This window comes from Pseudomonas sp. NPDC077649 (genome assembly GCF_044542855.1).
Taxonomy (GTDB): domain Bacteria; phylum Pseudomonadota; class Gammaproteobacteria; order Pseudomonadales; family Pseudomonadaceae; genus Aquipseudomonas.
Genome location: NZ_JBITVF010000001.1, coordinates 1,374,353 through 1,392,770 on the forward strand (window position 1 = coordinate 1,374,353; position 18,418 = coordinate 1,392,770).

General features: G+C 58.4%; 15 protein-coding genes. 10 read left to right on the forward strand and 5 right to left on the reverse strand.

Annotation, left to right across the window (positions count from 1 at the left end; translation table 11 throughout):
* Positions 1-222: 222 nt before the first annotated feature.
* The 5 genes from ACIGFL_RS06320 (at position 223) to ACIGFL_RS06340 (ending at position 7,954) form a co-directional block, all read left to right on the forward strand.
* Positions 223-1,851 carry an alpha-glucosidase gene (locus ACIGFL_RS06320; RefSeq protein ID WP_397496506.1) on the forward strand — a complete coding sequence of 543 codons (1,629 nt, stop codon included), beginning with the start codon at positions 223-225 and terminating at the stop codon, positions 1,849-1,851.
* A gap of 98 nt (positions 1,852-1,949) precedes the next feature.
* Positions 1,950-3,065: a maltose/maltodextrin ABC transporter ATP-binding protein MalK gene (gene malK / locus ACIGFL_RS06325; RefSeq protein ID WP_397496507.1), complete on the forward strand. Its 1,116-nt coding sequence runs from the start codon at positions 1,950-1,952 to the stop codon at positions 3,063-3,065.
* A gap of 86 nt (positions 3,066-3,151) precedes the next feature.
* On the forward strand, positions 3,152-3,787 hold the full coding sequence (locus tag ACIGFL_RS06330) for a glutathione S-transferase (protein ID WP_397496508.1): 636 nt from the start codon (positions 3,152-3,154) through the stop codon (positions 3,785-3,787).
* A 561-nt stretch (positions 3,788-4,348) separates the two neighbouring features.
* A complete protein-coding gene (locus ACIGFL_RS06335) occupies positions 4,349-5,344 on the forward strand; it encodes an AAA family ATPase (protein ID WP_397496509.1) in 996 nt (331 codons plus the stop codon).
* Positions 5,345-5,347: 3 nt separating this feature from the next.
* Positions 5,348-7,954 carry a S8 family peptidase gene (locus ACIGFL_RS06340; protein WP_397496510.1) on the forward strand — a complete coding sequence of 869 codons (2,607 nt, stop codon included), beginning with the start codon at positions 5,348-5,350 and terminating at the stop codon, positions 7,952-7,954.
* Positions 7,955-8,189: 235 nt separating this feature from the next.
* Here the strand turns inward: ACIGFL_RS06340 and ACIGFL_RS06345 are convergent, their stop codons facing one another.
* The 3 genes from ACIGFL_RS06345 to ACIGFL_RS06355 are packed head-to-tail and all read right to left on the reverse strand — an operon-like array spanning position 8,190 to position 11,444.
* Positions 8,190-8,654 (reverse strand): nucleoside 2-deoxyribosyltransferase, encoded by a 465-nt coding sequence (locus tag ACIGFL_RS06345; RefSeq protein WP_397496511.1) that lies wholly within the window; start codon positions 8,652-8,654, stop codon positions 8,190-8,192.
* Positions 8,647-10,248 (reverse strand): SIR2 family protein, encoded by a 1,602-nt coding sequence (locus tag ACIGFL_RS06350; RefSeq protein WP_397496512.1) that lies wholly within the window; start codon positions 10,246-10,248, stop codon positions 8,647-8,649. The genes ACIGFL_RS06345 and ACIGFL_RS06350 overlap by 8 nt, the downstream gene beginning before the upstream one ends.
* Positions 10,248-11,444 (reverse strand): DUF6884 domain-containing protein, encoded by a 1,197-nt coding sequence (locus ACIGFL_RS06355; RefSeq protein ID WP_397496513.1) that lies wholly within the window; start codon positions 11,442-11,444, stop codon positions 10,248-10,250. Before ACIGFL_RS06355 ends, ACIGFL_RS06350 begins: the two co-directional genes overlap by 1 nt.
* 405 nt (positions 11,445-11,849) lie before the next feature.
* Between ACIGFL_RS06355 and ACIGFL_RS06360 the strand changes: the two genes are divergently transcribed.
* From ACIGFL_RS06360 to ACIGFL_RS06375, 4 genes are all read left to right on the forward strand, one after another.
* On the forward strand, positions 11,850-12,593 hold the full coding sequence (locus ACIGFL_RS06360; RefSeq protein ID WP_397496514.1) for an alpha/beta fold hydrolase: 744 nt from the start codon (positions 11,850-11,852) through the stop codon (positions 12,591-12,593).
* A gap of 128 nt (positions 12,594-12,721) precedes the next feature.
* A complete protein-coding gene (locus tag ACIGFL_RS06365; RefSeq protein ID WP_021443521.1) occupies positions 12,722-13,147 on the forward strand; it encodes a YciI family protein in 426 nt (141 codons plus the stop codon).
* A gap of 13 nt (positions 13,148-13,160) precedes the next feature.
* Positions 13,161-13,580 carry a VOC family protein gene (locus tag ACIGFL_RS06370; RefSeq protein ID WP_397496515.1) on the forward strand — a complete coding sequence of 140 codons (420 nt, stop codon included), beginning with the start codon at positions 13,161-13,163 and terminating at the stop codon, positions 13,578-13,580.
* 160 nt (positions 13,581-13,740) lie between these two features.
* On the forward strand, positions 13,741-14,067 hold the full coding sequence (locus tag ACIGFL_RS06375; RefSeq protein ID WP_397496516.1) for a hypothetical protein: 327 nt from the start codon (positions 13,741-13,743) through the stop codon (positions 14,065-14,067).
* 95 nt (positions 14,068-14,162) lie between these two features.
* On the opposite strand, the gene ggpS is transcribed toward ACIGFL_RS06375, so the two are convergent.
* Together ggpS and ACIGFL_RS06385 are read right to left on the reverse strand one after the other, a co-directional pair.
* The gene (ggpS, locus tag ACIGFL_RS06380; protein WP_397496517.1) at positions 14,163-16,421 is read right to left on the reverse strand and encodes a glucosylglycerol-phosphate synthase; all 2,259 of its coding nucleotides are present in this window, start codon (positions 16,419-16,421) and stop codon (positions 14,163-14,165) included.
* Between the two features lie 118 nt (positions 16,422-16,539).
* A complete protein-coding gene (locus tag ACIGFL_RS06385; RefSeq protein ID WP_397496518.1) occupies positions 16,540-17,790 on the reverse strand; it encodes an MFS transporter in 1,251 nt (416 codons plus the stop codon).
* Between the two features lie 314 nt (positions 17,791-18,104).
* Here ACIGFL_RS06385 and ACIGFL_RS06390 point away from each other — a divergent pair, with 314 nt between their 5' ends.
* On the forward strand, positions 18,105-18,398 hold the full coding sequence (locus tag ACIGFL_RS06390; protein WP_021443516.1) for a hypothetical protein: 294 nt from the start codon (positions 18,105-18,107) through the stop codon (positions 18,396-18,398).
* Positions 18,399-18,418: the final 20 nt, after the last annotated feature.

Sequence of the window (18,418 nt, forward strand, 5' to 3'; positions counted from 1 at the left end):
CCCAGGATCGCCGTCGTGCGTGTCGTTCCTCCCAGTAAGCGCGGATTGGTGCGCACAGCGCACCCTACGGTTCGCCCCCGCGCCCGCGGTGTCCATCCCGAAAACTCCTCCCCCTTGCCGGCCGAAAGCTACGCCGGTGAAAACCCCGCCGGGGAGGATGTGGCAGCGATCACCCTTGCCTAGAGTGGTAAGCACACCACGAACAACAAAAGGCTTTGCTGTATGGCTGTTATCCGCAAGGAATGGTGGCGCGGCGGCGTCATCTACCAGGTCTACCCGCGCAGTTTCCTCGACAGCAACGACGACGGCGTCGGCGATCTGCCCGGCGTGCTGGCCAAGCTGGACTACATCGCCAGCCTCAACGTCGACGCCATCTGGCTGTCGCCCTTCTTCACCTCGCCGATGAAGGACTTCGGTTACGACGTCTCCGACTACCGCGGCGTCGACCCGCTGTTCGGCACCCTCGACGACTTCCGCGCGCTGGTGGCGGCCGCCCACGAGCGCGGCCTGCGCATCATCATCGACCAGGTGCTCAACCACTGCTCCGACCAGCACCCCTGGTTCGAGGAAAGCCGCAGCAGCCGCAGCAACGCCAAGGCGGACTGGTTCGTCTGGGCCGAGCCGAACCCGGACGGCACGCCGCCGAACAACTGGCTGTCGGTGTTCGGCGGCTCGGCCTGGAGCTGGGACGGCCGGCGCAAGCAGTACTACCTGCACAACTTCCTGGCCAGCCAGCCGGACCTCAACTTCCACTGCGCGGCGGTGCAGCAGCAACTGCTCGACGACATGCAGTTCTGGCTGGAGCTGGGCGTCGACGGCTTCCGCCTGGACGCCGCCAACTTCTACTTCCACGACCAGGCGCTGCGCAACAACCCGCCCAACCCGGATATCCGCGAGGGCGGCATCGGCGTGCGCGCCGACAACCCCTACGCCTACCAGCGCCATCTGTACGACAAGACCCAGCCGCAGAACCTCGACTTCCTGCGCCGCCTGCGCGCGCTGCTGGAGCGCTACCCCGGCACCGCCACGGTGGCGGAGATCGGCTGCGACGACTCGCTGCGCACCATGGCCGCCTACACCAGCGGCGGCGACACCCTGCACATGGCCTATTCCTTCGACCTGCTCACCGCCCAGTGCAGCCCGGCATTCATCCGCCACACTATCGAGAGCATCGAGCGCGAACTGGGCGACGGTTGGCCCTGCTGGTCGGTAGGCAACCACGACGTGGTGCGGGTGATCAGCCGCTGGGCCCTGGCCGGCGAGGAGAGCCCGGCGCGCGGCCGCCTGCTGATGGCGCTGCTGCTGTCGCTGCGCGGCAGCGTGTGCCTGTACCAGGGCGAGGAGCTGGGCCTGCCGGAGGCCGAGCTGGCCTATGAAGACCTGGTCGACCCCTACGGCATCCGTTTCTGGCCCGAGTTCAAGGGCCGCGACGGTTGCCGCACGCCGATGCCCTGGAGCCGCGACGGCGCCCACGCCGGCTTCTCCAGTGAGCGGCCCTGGCTGCCGCTGGACGAACGCCACCGCGCCCTGGCGGTGGACGTGCAGGAGGCCGACGCGGCCTCGATGCTCAACAGCTACCGGCGCTTCCTCGCCTGGCGCCAGGAGCAGCCGCTGCTGATCGAGGGCGAGATCCGCATACGCCACCACGACGACGACCTGCTGGTGTTCGAGCGACGCCTGGGCGAGCAGGCCTGGCTGTGCCTGTTCAACCTCGGCGCCCGCGAGCGACGTTACGACCTGCCGCTGATGGTCGAGCCGCTGGAGGGCGTGCCGGCCAGCACTGCCGAGTTCCTCGGCAGCTGGGTACACTTGCCGGCCCACGGCTTCGGCTTCGCCCGCCTGCTGGGCTAGGGCCCCTGCGTTTGCAGGAGCCCCGGCTCCTGCAGGTTTATCAAGCTTTCCGGCCGGGCCGAGTCCATCGCTGCCCGGCCCCTCTCGAGAGGCATCCCATGGCCAGCCTTACCCTGCGCAACATCTGCAAGCACTACGACGGCACCGCCATCACCCGCAACATCGACCTGGACATCGCCGACGGCGAGTTCGTGGTCTTCGTCGGCCCCTCCGGCTGCGGCAAGTCCACCCTGCTGCGGCTGATCGCCGGGCTGGAGGAGATCAGCTCCGGCGAGCTGCTGATCGACGGCCAGCGGGTCAACGAGCTGCCGCCGATGGAGCGCTCGGTGGGCATGGTGTTCCAGTCCTACGCCCTCTACCCGCACATGACGGTGGCGGAGAACATGGCCTTCGGCCTCAAGCTGGCCAAGGTGAGCAAGGCGCAGATCCGCAGCAAGGTCGAAGAGGTCTCGCGTATCCTGCAGCTCGACGCGCTGCTCGAACGCAAGCCCAAGGACCTTTCCGGCGGCCAGCGCCAGCGCGTGGCCATCGGCCGCACCCTGGTGCGCGAGCCCAAGGTGTTTTTGTTCGACGAGCCGCTGTCGAACCTCGACGCCTTCCTGCGCGTGCAGATGCGCATCGAGATCTCGCGCCTGCACCAGCGCCTCAAGGCCACCATGGTCTACGTCACCCACGACCAGGTCGAAGCCATGACCATGGCCGACAAGATCGTCGTGCTCGAAGCCGGGCGCATCGCCCAGGTCGGCGCGCCACTGGAGCTCTACCACTACCCGCGCAACCGCTTCGTCGCCGGCTTCCTCGGCTCGCCGCAGATGAACTTCCTCCAGGTGCGCGCGCTCAGCGCCAGCCGCGAGGCGGTGGAGATCGAACTGCCCGGCGGCTACCGCATGCAGGTGCTGGTCGACGGCGCCGGCGTCGAGCCCGGCGAGCAGCTGACCCTGGGCGTGCGCCCGGAGCACTTCGTCGCGAGTGAGCAGGCCGACTTCGCCTTCTACGGGCAGATCAGCGTGGCCGAGCGCCTGGGCGATCACAACCTGATCTACCTGAGCCTGGAAGGGGTGGAGCACATCATCACCCTGCGCAGCGACGGCGACCGCCGCGTGGCGGTGGGCGAGACCTTCGCCGCCGGGCTGATGGCCAACAAGTGCCACCTGTTCCGCGCCGACGGCCAGGCCTGCCCGCGGCATTACCGCGAGCCGGCGATCTACGGCTGAACGGGCGCGGCATCGGGCGCTGGTGCGCGCGGCGTGCCCCGAGGGTTAAGCTGCGCGACTCATAGTCCTGCGCACAAGGAGCCGCCATGCAGCTGATCGGAATGCTCGACTCACCCTACGTCCGCCGCGTGGCGATCTCCCTGCAGCTGCTCGAGCTGCACTTCGAGCACCGCGCCCTGTCGGTGTTCAGCACCTTCGACGAATTCCAGCGGATCAACCCGCTGGTCAAGGCGCCGACCCTGATCTGCGACGACGGCACGGTGCTGATCGACTCCGGCCTGATCCTCGACTACGCCGAGACCCTGGCCGCGCCGCGCAGTCTGATGCCGAGCGCGCTGGCGCCGCGCACGCAGGTGCTGCGCCGCATCGGCCTGGCCCTGGCCGCCTGCGAGAAGAGCGTACAGGTGGTCTATGAGCACAACCTCAGGCCGCGCGAGAAGCTGCACCAGCCCTGGCTGGAGCGGGTGACCGGCCAACTGTACGCCGCCCTGCAGGCGCTGCAGGACGAGTGGGAAGGGCGGGTGCCCGAACTGAGCGAGGCGAACATCGACCAGGCCGCCGTCAGCACGGCGGTGGCCTGGCAGTTCGCCGTGCAGATGCTGCCCGAGCTGATCGAGCCGGCGCGCTATCCGGCGCTGGCCGAGCTCTCCGACCGCGCCGAGCGCCTGGCACCTTTTCGCGCGGCGCCCCATGGCCTCGGCACCTGCAGCGTCTCGGCCTGATATGTGGTGCGACAAGGACCTCGCCATGATCGTTAGCAGTGCGGGAAGGGGGCTATGGGCGGAGTAGGGATTCCTTGTTCTTGACCCAAAACTGGTTGTGAGAACCGGCAGAAACCGGCCAGGAGCGGTCAATCTGTCCTATAAATAAATCTCCTTTTCGCACCTTTTCGCGCAGGTATTGGTAAGTCAGGGGCGTCAAGGCACACTCCTTCCATCCTGTTGCTATCAAGGGGTCAAAAAGTCCTCCTCATCTCTAGAGCAGAATTCCCGGACGCAGATGGCATGCGCCATCATGTAGCGTTTGGGGACGAGTGCATCAAGTCGATACAGCACACCGCAGTCCCCGCCAGCCCTGAGACGAACCGACCATCACGCTCTGGATCAGATGATTTCACCTCGCTTCCAGGGCCATTCCCTTATCAGGACGAAGACCTCCGGTGGAGTGCTACGGTACAATCAACCTCAAAGCCAAACCGATGACGTTCAAGGCTATCCCGATAGCAAGACGATACGACCACCGAATTTAAATTACTGCCCGACAGGCAGTGTCAGGAGAAAATTATGGCGAGGGCCGACTTACTTGTTAGCCTAGTTCAGTCAGGAGTTGCCGGCAATCAATCGAAGTTTCGAAAAGTTGCCGAAGCTATAATCGCAGAAGAAAGATCAAAGCAGCATAAGGTCTTGGCGGATCGACTTGAAACAGTACTTTCCAGAGTAATTGAAGCCCCCCCGCCTCAAGCTTCCTTTGGCGCAATCTCTGGATCATCTATAAGAGACCTTGTCAGCGAAGTAACTCCACAAAAAAGACTAAGCGATCTCATACTACCTCATGAAGTGCAAAACATAATTACAGAGTTAGTCCAAGAGCATCACCGCGCCGATCTTCTACGAGCCTATAATCTTGAACCAAGGAACCGAGTTCTATTAATAGGCCCACCCGGCAATGGCAAAACATCCCTAGCCGAAGCAATCGCCGAAGCGCTCATGGTTCCTCTCTTAGTCGTCCGATATGAAAGCATAGTCGGCACCTATCTTGGTGAAACAGCAGTCCGGATCAGGAAACTTTTTGAATACGCAGCAACAAGAAAATGCGTACTATTCTTTGATGAATTTGAAACGCTAGGAAAAGAGCGAGGAGACACACACGAGACCGGCGAAATAAAACGCGTTGTAAGCTCACTACTCCTCCAGATCGACAACCTTCCTAGCCATGTTGTCGTCATAGGCGCAACCAATCACGCTGAATTACTAGACAGAGCAGTATGGCGACGCTTTCAAATTCGAATAGACATCCCCGCCCCAACGCGGTCAAGATTAACTGAATGGTTTGAACGGTTCCAAAAGAATGCAAAATTAGATTTTGGCCTCTCTTCTGAATACCTTGCCAGAAAGTTTCAAGGATACAATTTTTCGGAGGTCGAAGAGTTCTGCATTAACGTGCTTCGCAGGCATGCCCTTGACCAACCAGGCTCAAATACAAAATATATAGTTTCTAACGAATTGAAACTATGGCCAGCGCAGACAGCTAAAACAACCTACCAGGACGACCGGGAGTAACGGATGACTGAGCGGCCACTACTGTGGTTTCCACAGCCCCAAGATGCATCACGAACAAAACTAGCTCCTCCAGTTAATAACCTGCACAAACCCACCCATCAAAAACAGGGCGAGCGCGTTGGTGTTAAGCTTACACAGTTGCAAGAGGCCTTTGAGGCTCGCAGAGCCGAAGTGCTTCAAACGGCCGCCGGTGTTGATCCAGAACAAGTTTTAGTAATTGAAACCGCCGGAACAGTTGACGACTTCTCTAAAGCAGTAAAGAAAATCGATGGTCTAGAATGGCTTGGTGAGATAGAAGTTGAAAACCTTCCGCCCGATGAAGATTTTTTCAATACCGAGTCCCCCGAAAAATCTCTAAATGGCAGGCTTTACCTAGTTCTAACCAACCAACAAGCATTGACAGAACTACTTTCACTTTGGCAGCGCTACAAAGATCAAGATGACGAAAAGTTAAAATTTGACAGAGGCCTAACTAAGTTCAGAGACGTATTCTGTCAACTTCTGGATATCCGTCGGTGGGGCCTTCAAGATAGGCTTATCGAAACAGGCGTCCTTGATGTTTGGCAGGAAGAGCTTAACGACCCCGAGCTACAAGACCGCCCCATACGCTTCGAAGCAGAGCTTTGGTATAGGGACTCTGATTCTCGAAGAGCAGCTAGTGAACGTACAGTTACTGACCTAATCGAGCAACTTCAAGGTCAAGTCATCAGCAGTAGTGTCGTTAGCGGCATACAGTACCACGCCATACTGGCAGAACTTCCAGCGAATAAAATTCAAGAAATTATCAGTACGCCAGAAACAGAGCTCGTTAAGTGTGACAACATCATGTTCTTCCGCCCAATTGGGCAAATTTCTTCGGGGGAAGAGCCGGCAGAGGATTACTCTGAGCCGCTGCAGATGGACAGGGTCTTGCCTGCTACCACCTTGCCTGTTCTGGCTATTCTTGATGGTATGCCGCTTGCAAATCATAGTCTTTTAGAAAGCAGGCTAATCATAGATGACCCAGATGGCTGGGCAGAAGACTATCCTGCTGTAGAGCGTATACATGGCACGACAATGGCCTCCCTTGCCATCCATGGTGATCTAAATTGTGGGCTGGGTCCACTTCAAAGCCCGATTTATATCAGACCCATAATGCGCCCTGATGAAAGGGATTTCAGATCACCAAGACGAGAGAGCATTCCAACCGACATACTGCCTGTTGATCTCATCCATCGAGCTGTAAAAAGAATACTAGAGGGTGATGGGGAGGAGGCAGCCGCCGCACCTACTGTCAGGATCATAAATCTTTCGATTGGCGACTACAGCAGGCAGTTCTCGCAAAATATGAGCCCGCTTGCCAGACTGCTAGATTGGCTAAGCTCAAAATACGGCATTCTATTTATTATTAGCGCGGGAAACCAGACTTCCCCCGTCCCTCTTGATACCACATTAGATAACCTAGAACAGCTTTCTCCCGGTGAACTAGAAAGCTTAACCGTAAGATCCATCCTCATAAACGCACGCTCTCGATCCATCCTTTCTCCTGCTGAAAGCATCAATGGGATCTGTGTGGGATCAATTCACTTTGATGGCGACAGCAATACATTCGTTGGTAATCGATTCGATCCATACACCATGCCACTTCCAAGCCCTGTGTCTTCTTTTGGAAGCGGGTATAGACGATCTATAAAACCTGACCTTGTTCTTCCAGGCGGGAAGATTTTATATGACAAGCCATATATAGGCAGTCAACCGGTTAGCCTTTCACCCAGCAGCACCCTTAGAGCACCAGGAAACAAAGTTGCCATACCAGGGAATCAAGGGGCTCTTGACTCAACTGGCTATACTCGCGGAACCAGTAATTCTACTGCACTAGCAAGTCGGGCCGCCGTGCAGTGTCATACTACCCTAATGGATATATTGAGCAGTAGCTCTATAGACGGTTATCTCGACAGCTACACCGCACCATTATTAAAAGCGATGCTTGTACACGGATGCTCCTGGGGAGAAACCGGGGAAAGGCTGACTCAAGTTATTAGCACCTTGGAACATGTAACGGCGCCCGCTAGCTTTGCAAGCCGCTGGCTGGGTTATGGGGTGCCGGACATTCAAAAAGTTCTAGAGTGTACAGCACAAAGGGCAACAGTACTGGGATACGGCCAATTGCTCGATGGGCAAGCACATCTTTTCAGGCTGCCGCTCCCACCGTCGTTGAGTTCTGTTAGGGAGTGGCGAAGATTAACCATAACGCTGGCATGGATATCACCCGTTCAGCCCAGCAATCAAAAATACAGATGTGCCAGCATGTGGTTCGAAGCCAACAACCAGATCGCGAACCAAAGACAAGAGGCTTCTAGTGGCAGATCAGGATGGCAAGCGGTAAAGCGAGGCACGCTTCAGCATGAAATTTTCGAAGGTCAATCGGCTCACCCCTTTGTAGATGGCGACAGCTTAGTAATAAAGGTCAACTGCCGAAAAGAAGCTGCTGCTATAGACTCACCCGTACCATACGGCATAGCCGTTTCGTTTGAAGTCGGCGAAGGTGTCCAGCTCCCCATCTATGAGGAAATAAGGCAGAGAGTCCGTATCCAGCCGGCTATTCAGGTTCAGCAATCTCCTAGAGCTTAACTGTCTGCATCTGTTCGACGCTCTCGAAAACCGGACATGTGACCAATAGGGTGCAGCAATAAGGGAAAGACCACGTTTAATTTCGCTTCTGTCTGATTATTCAAGCCAAAACCGTGGTCTGTCTCCTATTGTCCCTTTCAGCGGTTCAAACAATTTCGCGCTGACCACAACACTTTCAAACATCCCAAACTTGTGCATTCTAGCTAATAACGTTCCGCGTACGGCGTGCGTAGCCTCAAGATGAGAAAAACTCAGATGGGAGCCGTATTGCATTTACTAGCTCATCTTCCGAGGTTAAAAGTTTGTGGCAACTTTCTGTGATCATAGGATTGTCGCCAGTGACAAGTAGAGTACGGTCATCAGTTTTCAGCCCTATACATAACTTCCCAAGTGCATAGCCGTACCCCAGTTCGAAAGCAACGCCCTCATCTATTGTGCGGCCATCCAGCACTGCAATTACGATGTCTGAGTTGGCTATAGCTTCGATATCTTTTTTGAAAACATATTGTTTTGCTAATTTCAGTGACATTCCATCTGCCACAAGCTTTGTAAGTAACCCACCATCTCGCTGCGGTAAAAACACATCAATAAAAGGAGATATCAATGATTCAATTTTTGCATTAAAGCTCCGCTCCATATCATTGAATAGAGGTGCTGCCAAGTATGCGCGCGGCCTGCGTGAAACTTTAAACTTAAACATACTGATCCATTATGTTCATCAGGTTAGTGGGGTCGTAGTTTTTGAGCAAAACCCTTCTAACAACTCTTTTCGCTATCTGTCCTGGCGTTTGACCTTCAGTGTTAAAAACAAATTTAGGATTATAAATAGCTTTCAGCGCTTTTGTTTGAGCATCAAGATAATCTTCTTTCCCAGATTGGTCTGGTGATCTGCCGCGAGAATAGTTTCTCGATACTAGTGTTGATGCGTTCGCCTCTAAGAAGATGATTTCTCCGTTTTGCCACTCACGATGACGCGTAATGACGCTCTTCATTTCAGAAGTTTTTTTCTTTTTTTCCTCTATGTCTTTGGAGAACGCGTACAAATCAAGCGGGCCTCTATCCATAAAGTGGAAACCAACCGGTGCCGAATGCATCCTGTTATTTTTTTCCTTAAGCTCACTATAAACGAAGCTGTCTACCTTCTTGGCTTCTTCTTCACTTAATGTATCAAATGATCGATACATTTCAGGTGGTGGTGGTTGCGTCCACTCTTCGTGAGTATCGAAACAGCGAAGGTGCTCCAGCAGCGAAGACTTGCCCGCAGCCACTGGGCCGACGATATAATAATGCCAACGCGAACGTCTATCCTCGCCCATTTCGTCAAGCCGGTTGCTGAATGTACGCTTGTCTAAACCCAAAAGAGAAAAGAATGACTTCATCTCTGCAGAGGTTAAGAAAATTGTGAACACATTGTAGAGATCAAGATTGGCATTAAATATATCAGATTGCTGCTCGCAACTTAGCGAAGCCACGTCGCTTATCCAATGAATCATGTAGTGATGATTTGCCGGGCTTTTATCTCGATTAAGGCGAAGATAATTTTTTAGTGAAGCGTCAGCTAATGAGTGACCTACTATGAGCATTGTATTTTGAACAAAACGCATAAAAATATATTCTGAGCTAACTCCAGGGGCCCTTGCCATTGCATCAGCAAAGGAATCTTCCGTAAAAATTAATCTAGGGCTTCTTTTTTTCAATGAGACTTGAGGTAGTAGCCCGTTGACGTGATATATAGTTGTGTGGTTTGAGCGATCTAGTAGAGCTGGTCGCCACTCAACAGAGTATGAGCGGCTTTGACTTTCGCGCTTAGGATTGTAGCTGATAGCCTGCGCTAAAATATCATCAAAGTTAAAATTAATAACAAAGGGGATTTTTTTAGCTAGATCCCTTAACTCTGTCAAATATGGGTGTTTTTCAAAGAGATCCGCTACATTCTTTGGTACATCTTTATAAATGGCTTCATGAATTGAAGAAGCCCAGTCGTGGTTCACTGTCGCCTCTTCTGATTCGTTGAAACTATCATCTTCAATATTGCGACGTCGATTATAAATGATTTGGCCGAGATATTCAGGAGTGAGCCCAGCAGTCTTGTGAGCTAGATAGTCACCTGCTAATGCGGTAGGAGTCGCAGCGAGCCGTTCAAGTAGGCCGTACCAGTTTGGAACGCCTGCATCAATTGAAATTCCTGCTCCTGTCACAAGATTCAAGCGCTCTTGCTGGAGACGTTGGTAGAGATGGCACAGAAAACGTGGCAATGAGGGCTGGCGAAGAGTCGCTGCAGTCAGGTCATCCATTACTTGAGGTTCTCTTGCAAAGATATTAAGTGGGCTACTGAGCCAAGATCATCTGGTTTATATTTTTTTGCCACGTCACGTAGATTCCACAGGCCGGATTTGACTATTGGTGACATGGGAGAATGATGTCCAAGCCATTTAGGCTCAGATGTATCAATAGGTTCAAAATTTTCCGTGCAAAGCGCTATAAGCTGTGTCTCGATATGGGCCCTTAAACTGTCTTTTGATGGCTCATCATCAATCGGGATAACAAAAACTTCTAGATCGCTAAGGTAGATACTGACTTTTCGCTCAAGTTCCACTTCCCCCTCACGAATCTCGATTGGTGCGTACTGCCCTTCTCCCCATGAGTCTCTCTGAAAGTCTAACTCTTTGGACTCCAAAAGGGCTCTGCCAACATGAAGCCGAAAAATAGATCCACGGTGATTTCCACCACCATCCATCTGACCAAAATGGCTTCTCAACCTAGTTTTCAACGTGGATTTAGATTCTAAACTTACGGCATGCGTGCCAATCCGAACGATTCTTGGCCCATTTTTGAGAAAATTTTTCTCACGGGGATCTAGAAAAATATAAACTCCGCGCTTTGCAAGCTTTCTGCTGGGGAGCTCTGAAAATTTAAACGTAAGCTTTTCTTTTCGAGCCACATCAATGTACATATATAGCTTTTTCAAATCTCTGATGCGTACACTGACTCGTTCGGCTTGCTTCAGCCAAAGTGGTATATGTTCCGGCGAGAGCTCCGAAAAAGGAGCTTGTATTTTAATTCTATGATCTGGAGAATTGCGATTTATAAGTGGAAGCGCGTAATCTTTTTCAGCCAAGATCGTGACAGTCGCACCATCCCTAAAGCTACTGATAGACCTTAATACAGAATCCGCCCATTGGTTTTTTTCTTGCTCATTCAAAGCCGAGATTTCAACATCGTATGGTTCAATAATTTGGTTCGGCTCAAGAAGACCATGCCTCGCTGAAAGCACAAAAAAATCGGCTCCGATATTGGTTGCTATTGCTCTTGAAATTTTGAATCTATCTGAAGTATATAATTCACTAGCACGAGTAGGAGATTTTTTCTTGTGGCGGCCACAACCAATTACGATAATAGGCGGCTTGCCATCATCAACTAATAGCGAACTCAGCGACTCAAAGGCTGGAAGCGCAAAAAGATCACCCTGAATGCCTTCTTCAATTTTCATTTTTTTCCACACAATGGTGTCAGCTTTTAGGATCTTAGCGGATTATGATTGTCGATTCTATTGGCAACCTAGTCATAGGCTGATTGGTTGACGTGCAGTGGCGCTCATGAAGTTTATGCTTATTCTCTTCAAGCGCTGAATTGCTCCTGTGCTTGTGGGCACACAATGACCGCTCCTGGCCGATTGTTGCCCGCCGCGACCGAATGATATCGGGCGGTTCCGGCCCTTGATGATGGCTCCTGTCGACCGCCGGGGCGGATGGCCAAGATTGCCCGCGCGTTGCCAACGTACTCGTGCGCCAGGTTCGAACCTAGCCGTCCTGCCCCAAACAACGCATCGGTGCGCGCAGCGCACCCCAAGGGGTTATGCTCGGCGCTTTGTTGATGGCTCGGAAAGGATTTCGCCATGCACGCCCCCGTCGTATTCATCCACGGCCTGATCGGCACCCTGCAGTTTCCCGACATGTGCGCCGCCTTCGCCCCGGGGCGGGCGTTGGCGCCCGATCTGCTCGGCTACGGCGCGCAGCGCCGGGTGCCGGCCGAGGCCATCAATCTGCCGGCGCAGGTCGAGCATCTGTATCGCGTGATCGAGGAGCAGTTTCCCGGCGAGGCGGTGCATCTGGTCGGTCATTCGGTGGGCGGGGCGGTCGCCATGCTGTTCGCCCAGTCCCATGGCGAGCGGGTGCGCAGCCTGGTCAGCGTGGAGGGCAATTTCAGCCTGGACGACGCCTTCTGGTCGGCGGCGGTGGCGCGTATGTCGGCGCTCGAAGCCGAGACAATGCTCGATGGTTTTCGCGCCGATCCGGGCGCCTGGCTGGCGCGTTCCGGGGTCGCCGTCGATGCCTGTAGCCTGGGTATCGCCGAGCGCTGGCTGGCCCAGCAGCCGGCCAGCACGCTGCAGGCCATGGCCCGTTCGGTGGTGGCGCTGACCGCCCCGGACGGCTATCGCGACGGCCTGCGCCGGGTCTTCGCCAGCCATCCCGTGCATCTGCTGGCCGGTGCCCGTTCACGTGCCGGCTGGCACGTGCCGGCCTGGGCCGAGCAGGCCGCCGCCAGCCAGACGCAGATCGCCGACGCCGGCCATCTGCCAATGCTGGAGCGGCCGCAGGCCTTTCTCGCCGCCCTGAAGTGCGCCTTGCAGCTAACCTGAAAAAATTTCCCGCCCCCTGTCGAATCGTCCGTCGCCCGCTCGACTAGTCTTCAGAACCCCAGCCATGGGTTCAGTGTCAGCCGTAGGGAGACCCCTGCGCTACTTCGACTCGAACAAGGAGACAGGCGATGCGTTTCATGGTGATAGTCAAGGCCACCGCGGATTCCGAAGCCGGTGTGATGCCCAGCGAGGAGCTGCTGGCGGCGATGGGGCGCTACAACGAGGAACTGGTGGAGGCCGGCGTGATGCTCGCCGGCGAAGGCCTGCAGCCCAGCAGCAAGGGCGCGCGGGTGCGCTTTGCCGGCAGTCAGCGCACGGTGATCGACGGCCCCTTCGCGGAAACCAAGGAGCTGATCGCCGGCTTCTGGATCTTCCGGGTGGCCTCGCTGGCCGAATGCATCGAGTGGGTCAAGCGCTGCCCCAACCCGATGCCCGGCGATTCCGAGATCGAGATCCGCCAGATCTTCGAGGCCGAGGATTTCGGTGAAGAGTTCACCCCCGAATTGCGCGAGCAGGAAGACCGCATTCGCGCGCGCATCGGCATTGAAAACTAAGGAGAGTGCTGTGATGAAGATTCATGCCTATCTGATGTTCGACGGCCAGTGCGAGGCCGCCTTCAACCGCTACGCGGAAGTTTTCGGCGGCCAGCTGGAGATGATGCGCTACGCCGACAGCCCGGAGGATATGGAGGTCCCGGCCGAGTACCAGCAACGCATCATGCATGTGTGCCTGACGGTCGGCGACCAGTTGCTGATGGCCTCCGACAATCTGCCGCAGTACCCCTATGAGGGCATCAAGGGCTGTTCCGTTTCCCTGCAGGTGGACAACGTGCCCGAGGCCGAGCGCCTATACGCCGCGCTGTCGGCTGGCGGTTCGGTGCAGATGGAGTTGCAGGCCACCTTCTGGGCCACGCGTTTTGCCATGCTCACCGACCGTTTCGGTGTGTCCTGGATGATCAACTGCGCGGTGGATAGCCAGCAGGGTTGAGCCGGACCGGGGCTGACCGGGTCGGCCCCGCGTCACCTCGGGCGGTGTCGGCCCGCGCATGTCGCGGGGCGCGCTGCCCGCCTGGCCCCCAGGTCGCCTGAAAACCGCGCGAAGCAGCCGAGGTCTAAGCTCAAGACAGGGCCGGCAAGAGGGCTTCGCGATGAAACTGCGCTATCTGCTGCTGGTGGGCCTGGCGGTGCCGCTGACGGCCTGCAGCGTGCACGTCGGCGGGCACCGTCCGCCTCCGTACTATGCGCCGCCACCTCACGTCGAGTGGCGCTGGGATCCGGGTATCGACGCCTATGTGGTCATCGGCTGGCCGCACCTGTACTACCGCGACCACATCTATTACCGCTGGCACGACAACCACTGGTATTCCTCCGGCCGGCACGACGGCCCCTGGGCCAAGGGACCCAAAGGCGTGCCGCCCGGCCTGAACAAGAAGTACGGCAAGCCGGGACGCGGCCGCGGCGGTGGGGGGTATTGAGCCGGGGAGACGCGCGTTTGCCGGCGCACCCTATGGAGGGTGTCGACCATCCGTAGGGTGGCGCGCGGCCGCCTGGGCCGTGCGCAGCAACGGATTCAACCGGCCAGCTCCAGCACCTCGCTTTCCTGCAACGGTTCGACCCCGGCGAGAAACTCCTCGCCCCAGCGGCGGATGTCGTTGTAGCAGACGATATCGAACAGCTCGCGCAGGCGCGCCTGGGCCTCGCTTGCGGGCAGGTTCAGCGCCAGGTAGCAGGTCTGCGCCAGATCGGCCGGGTCGTGCGGGTTGGTGAGCAGCGCGCCCTTGAGCTCGGCCGCGGCGCCGGCGAACTCCGACAGCACCAGCACGCCACGCCCGCCGAGCAGGCCTTGCGCTGCGACGAACTCCTTGGCCACCAGGTTCAGGCCATCGCGCAGCGGGGTGATCCACATCACGTCGGCCATGGCGTACCAGGCGCTGACTTCCTCGAACGGCAGGCTGCGAAAGAAGAACTGCAGCGGTGTCCAGCCGATGCGGGCGAAACGGCCGTTGATGCGGCCCACCGCCTGTTCGATCTGCGTCTGCAGCTCGTCGTAGATGGTCATTTCCTTGGCCGCCGGCACGCACACGCTGACCAGGGTGACCTTGCCCAGCAGTTCCGGATTGTCGGCCAGCAGCCGCTCGTAGGCGTTGAGCTTTTCCAGGATGCCCTTGGTGTAGTCGAGGCGCTCCACCGAGAGGATCAGCTTCACGCCCTGCATCTCCTCCCGCAGGTGGGCCATCAGCTGGCGAATCTTTGGCGCTTCCAGGGCATTGCGCACACGGTCGATGTCCAGGCCCACCGGATGCGCGCCGAGCTTGACCTGGCGGGTGCCGGTGTCCAGCGCGTTGGTCATACGCTCCAGACCCACGGCGCAGCCATAGGTGATAAAGCGCGGTGCACAGTTCTGCCGGCTTAGGGTCTGCAGCGGGAATACGCCGCGGGCGACGTCGACGAAGTTCTCCACCTGGCGTGGGATATGAAAGCCGATGTAGTCGCACTGCAGCAGGCTGCCGACGATCTGCCGGCGCCAGGGCAGCACGTTGAACACGTCCGCCGAGGGGAAGTAGGTGTGGTGGAAGAAGGCGATGCGCAGGTCCGGGCGCAGCTCGCGCAGGTAGGCCGGCACCATCCACAGGTTGTAATCGTGCAGCCAGACGATGGCGCCTTCGGCGGCCTCCAGCGCGGTGCGCGCGGCGAAGGCGCGGTTGACCTTGCAGAACACCTGCCAGTCGTCCTCGTTGAAGGTGGCGCGCTCCCAGAAGGTGTGCAGGGTCGGCCAGAAGGCTTCCTTGGAGAAGCGCTTGTAGAAGATGTCCACTTCTTCCTTGCTCAGCTTGACCCGCGCGGCGGTGAGCTTGGGATAGCGCTCGGCATCCACCGTGGTGTGGCTGTCGAAGGGCTCGGCGTCGTCCTCGTGCACGGCCCAGGCGACCCAGGAGCCGGGGCGGCCGTCGCCGAAGAAACTCAGCAGCGTGGGGATGATGCCGTTGGGCGAGGTCGGGCGGCGGCGTTGCAGCTTGCCGGCGGCATTGCGGTATTCCTCGTAGGGCAGGCGGTGATAGACCATCACCAGCTCGGCCTTGCCCGGTTGCGCGGCCTGGCGGCGTTCGGCGGCGATGCCGTGCTCGCCGAGGAAGCCGAAGTGGGCGAAGGCTTCGAGGATGCCGCCGCAGCCGGGGCGGCTGGCATGCAGGGTGCGCGAGTGGTTGGCGGTGGCTTCCAGCAGTGCGGTTTCCGACTGGCCGACGCAGACGCCGTGGAAGCTGGCGCTGAGCATGGACAGGTCGTTGAGGGTGTCGCCAGCAGCCAGCACCTGGTCGTGGTCCAGCTCAAGCCAGTCGGCCAGGGCCTTGAGGCTGCTGCCCTTGTTCACGCCCTTGGGCAGGAAATCCAGGTACAGCTCGGCGGAGTAGAGCAGGTCGCAGCCCAGCGCGTCGGCGATCTCGCGCAGCGCCGGGTTGGCCGCCTGCTCGGGCGTGCAGAAGTAGGAACAGCGGCGCGCCTGCGGCACGTCCTGACGCTCCAGGGCGAACGGCTCGATGGCGCTGGCCACCTGGGTTTCGCCGGGCCAGCGGGCATCGACCAGGCTTTGCAGCTGTTGGATAGGTTGCAGGCTGTCGCCATGCACCAGCGTCGCGCCGACGTCGGCGATGATGTAATCCGGCTGCGGCAGCGTCGGGTCGGCCAGCAGCGGCAGCACCGCCTCCAGGCTGCGCCCGGTGACGTAGGCGAGCTTGATCTCCGGGTGGGCGGCGATGGTCTGATAGAGGCTCAGGCGATCTTCGGGGTCGCCGGCGAGAAAGGTTCCATCCAGATCGGTAGCTAATAGCATCGTAGTTTCTCCAGAAGTGGCCTGTGCGGCTCGGCGCTAATGCGCGCGGCCGACGGGCCGGGTTTCTGGCTGCTTGGGATAGGCTCGGGGCCTTGCCGAAACAGCCGGTGGCATGACTTCAGGACGTGGTCGTCTCCTCCGTCGAATCATGGGGCGGTGCATCGGGCATCAGTTCCAGCACCGTGGGGCTGGTGCGCAGCATGGGCACGAAGTGGGCGGCGTCGCCGCTGACCAGGTCGCTGACATGGCGCAGCCGGTAGAAGGCGTAGGCGGCCAGCAGGCCCAGGGTGCAGGCGAAGTACAGCGGCAGCGCGCCGGCGCCGAGTTGCTCCATCAGTACGCCGGCCAGCAGCGGCCCGCACACCGAGCCGATGCCGTTGACCATCAGCAGGCTGGCGGAGCCGGAGAGGATCTCGTCGCTGCGCAGCTGGTCGATCAGTTGCGCCACGGCGATGGGGTAGATGGCGAAGGCCAGGCCGCCCCAGACGAAGATCGCGCCGAGCAGCAACGGGCCGGCCGGCAGCAGGCTCATGACCAGCGCCAGGGCCACGGCCAGCAGCACCACCCAGAGCAGCACCCGACGGCGGTCGTGGCGATCCGAGTAGAGGCCGATGGGCCATTGCAGCAGGGCGCCGCCGAGGATGGTCGCGGTCATCAGCAGGCCGACGCCGGGCGTATCGAAGCCGGCTAGGCTGGCGTACACCGGCGCCATGCCCCAGAAGGCGCCGAGCGCCAGGCCGGACAGGCCCGCCGCGACTATGGCCAGCGGCGCGATGGCCCACAGCTGGCGCAGGTTGCTCGGCGGCGCTTCCGGCAGGCTCGGCTGGGCCTGGCGGGTCAGGGTAATGGGCATCAGCGCCGCGCTGATCAGGATGGCGGCGAGGGCGAACAGGGTGAACTGCACCGGGTCGGCCAGGTGCAGCAACTGCTGGGCCAGGGCCAGGGCGCCGAGGTTGACCGCCATGTACACAGCGAACACCTGGCCGCGCTGCTCGCTGGGCGCCTGGGCGTTGAGCCAGCTCTCGATGACCATGTACAGCGTCACCAGGGCCAGGCCGTAGAGCACGCGTAAGAATAGCCAGACCCAGGGATCGATCAGCAACAGGTGGAGCAGGGCGGCGATGGCGGCCAGGGCGGCGCAACAGGCGAACGCGCGGATATGCCCGATGCGCCTGACCAGCGGCGTCGCCAGCCAGGTGCCGAGGAGGAACCCGACGAAGTACCCGGACATGATCAGGCCGAGCATCGTGGTGGAGTAGCCTTCGGCGACGCCACGCAGGGTCAGTAGGGTGTTGAGCAGGCCATTGCCGAGCAGGAGTAACGCGACCCCGCTCAGCAACGAGCCGATGGGGGCAATCAGGGACCACATGGCGAACTACCCTAGGGGACTGTGCCGGTGATGGCAAGCAGGAAGTACGCCAATGAATAGCTGGGTAATTAATTAAGTTATTGAAATATAAGAAGTAAATTTATCGACAAAAGGTCCATGGATTTTTTCTGCACGCGGCGGCGCACCCTGGCGGTGCAGGGCTCGGCCGATAGTCCCGGCGTGCCGCGAGCGGCGTTTCCTGCATTGGCCCGGAAAAAAGAGCCGGCGGCGCTGTAACGCCAGGCAGGCCGCCCCGTCCATTTCAGCGAGGGTGCCAATCCGGCCCCACGCAGGAAAACTTCCGGAGAATTGCCATGAAACAGCTCAATACCCTGACCGCCACCTTGGGCGCCGCGCTGCTCACGTCCGTCGCCTTCACCGCCCAGGCGGCGGGCAATCCCTTCGCCGCCGAGGAACTCGCCAGCGGCTACAGTCTGGCCGCGCACGAGAAGGGCCATGAGGGCAGCTGCGGCGAAGGCAAGTGCGGCGGCGAGATGAAGGCCGAAGGCGAGGGCAAGTGTGGCGAGGGCAAATGCGGCGGCGAGATGAAGGCCGACGGCGAAGGCAAATGCGGCGAGGGCAAGTGCGGCGCCGAGAAGAGCGAATAAGGCAGGGAACGGGGGACGGA

What these genes read in the sequence shown, in the direction of transcription:
- malK (WP_397496507.1), top strand. Translation starts at nt 1,950, where the DNA reads ATGGCCAGCCTTACCCTGCGCAACATCTGCAAGCACTACGACGGCACC.
- ACIGFL_RS06350 (WP_397496512.1), bottom strand. Translation starts at nt 10,248, where the DNA reads ATGGATGACCTGACTGCAGCGACTCTTCGCCAGCCCTCATTGCCACGT.
- ACIGFL_RS06370 (WP_397496515.1), top strand. Translation starts at nt 13,161, where the DNA reads ATGAAGATTCATGCCTATCTGATGTTCGACGGCCAGTGCGAGGCCGCC.
- ACIGFL_RS06390 (WP_021443516.1), top strand. Translation starts at nt 18,105, where the DNA reads ATGAAACAGCTCAATACCCTGACCGCCACCTTGGGCGCCGCGCTGCTC.
- ACIGFL_RS06355 (WP_397496513.1), bottom strand. Translation starts at nt 11,444, where the DNA reads ATGAAAATTGAAGAAGGCATTCAGGGTGATCTTTTTGCGCTTCCAGCC.
- ACIGFL_RS06365 (WP_021443521.1), top strand. Translation starts at nt 12,722, where the DNA reads ATGCGTTTCATGGTGATAGTCAAGGCCACCGCGGATTCCGAAGCCGGT.
- ACIGFL_RS06360 (WP_397496514.1), top strand. Translation starts at nt 11,850, where the DNA reads ATGCACGCCCCCGTCGTATTCATCCACGGCCTGATCGGCACCCTGCAG.
- ACIGFL_RS06340 (WP_397496510.1), top strand. Translation starts at nt 5,348, where the DNA reads ATGACTGAGCGGCCACTACTGTGGTTTCCACAGCCCCAAGATGCATCA.
- ACIGFL_RS06330 (WP_397496508.1), top strand. Translation starts at nt 3,152, where the DNA reads ATGCAGCTGATCGGAATGCTCGACTCACCCTACGTCCGCCGCGTGGCG.
- ggpS (WP_397496517.1), bottom strand. Translation starts at nt 16,421, where the DNA reads ATGCTATTAGCTACCGATCTGGATGGAACCTTTCTCGCCGGCGACCCC.
- ACIGFL_RS06320 (WP_397496506.1), top strand. Translation starts at nt 223, where the DNA reads ATGGCTGTTATCCGCAAGGAATGGTGGCGCGGCGGCGTCATCTACCAG.
- ACIGFL_RS06375 (WP_397496516.1), top strand. Translation starts at nt 13,741, where the DNA reads ATGAAACTGCGCTATCTGCTGCTGGTGGGCCTGGCGGTGCCGCTGACG.
- ACIGFL_RS06385 (WP_397496518.1), bottom strand. Translation starts at nt 17,790, where the DNA reads ATGTGGTCCCTGATTGCCCCCATCGGCTCGTTGCTGAGCGGGGTCGCG.
- ACIGFL_RS06335 (WP_397496509.1), top strand. Translation starts at nt 4,349, where the DNA reads ATGGCGAGGGCCGACTTACTTGTTAGCCTAGTTCAGTCAGGAGTTGCC.
- ACIGFL_RS06345 (WP_397496511.1), bottom strand. Translation starts at nt 8,654, where the DNA reads ATGTTTAAGTTTAAAGTTTCACGCAGGCCGCGCGCATACTTGGCAGCA.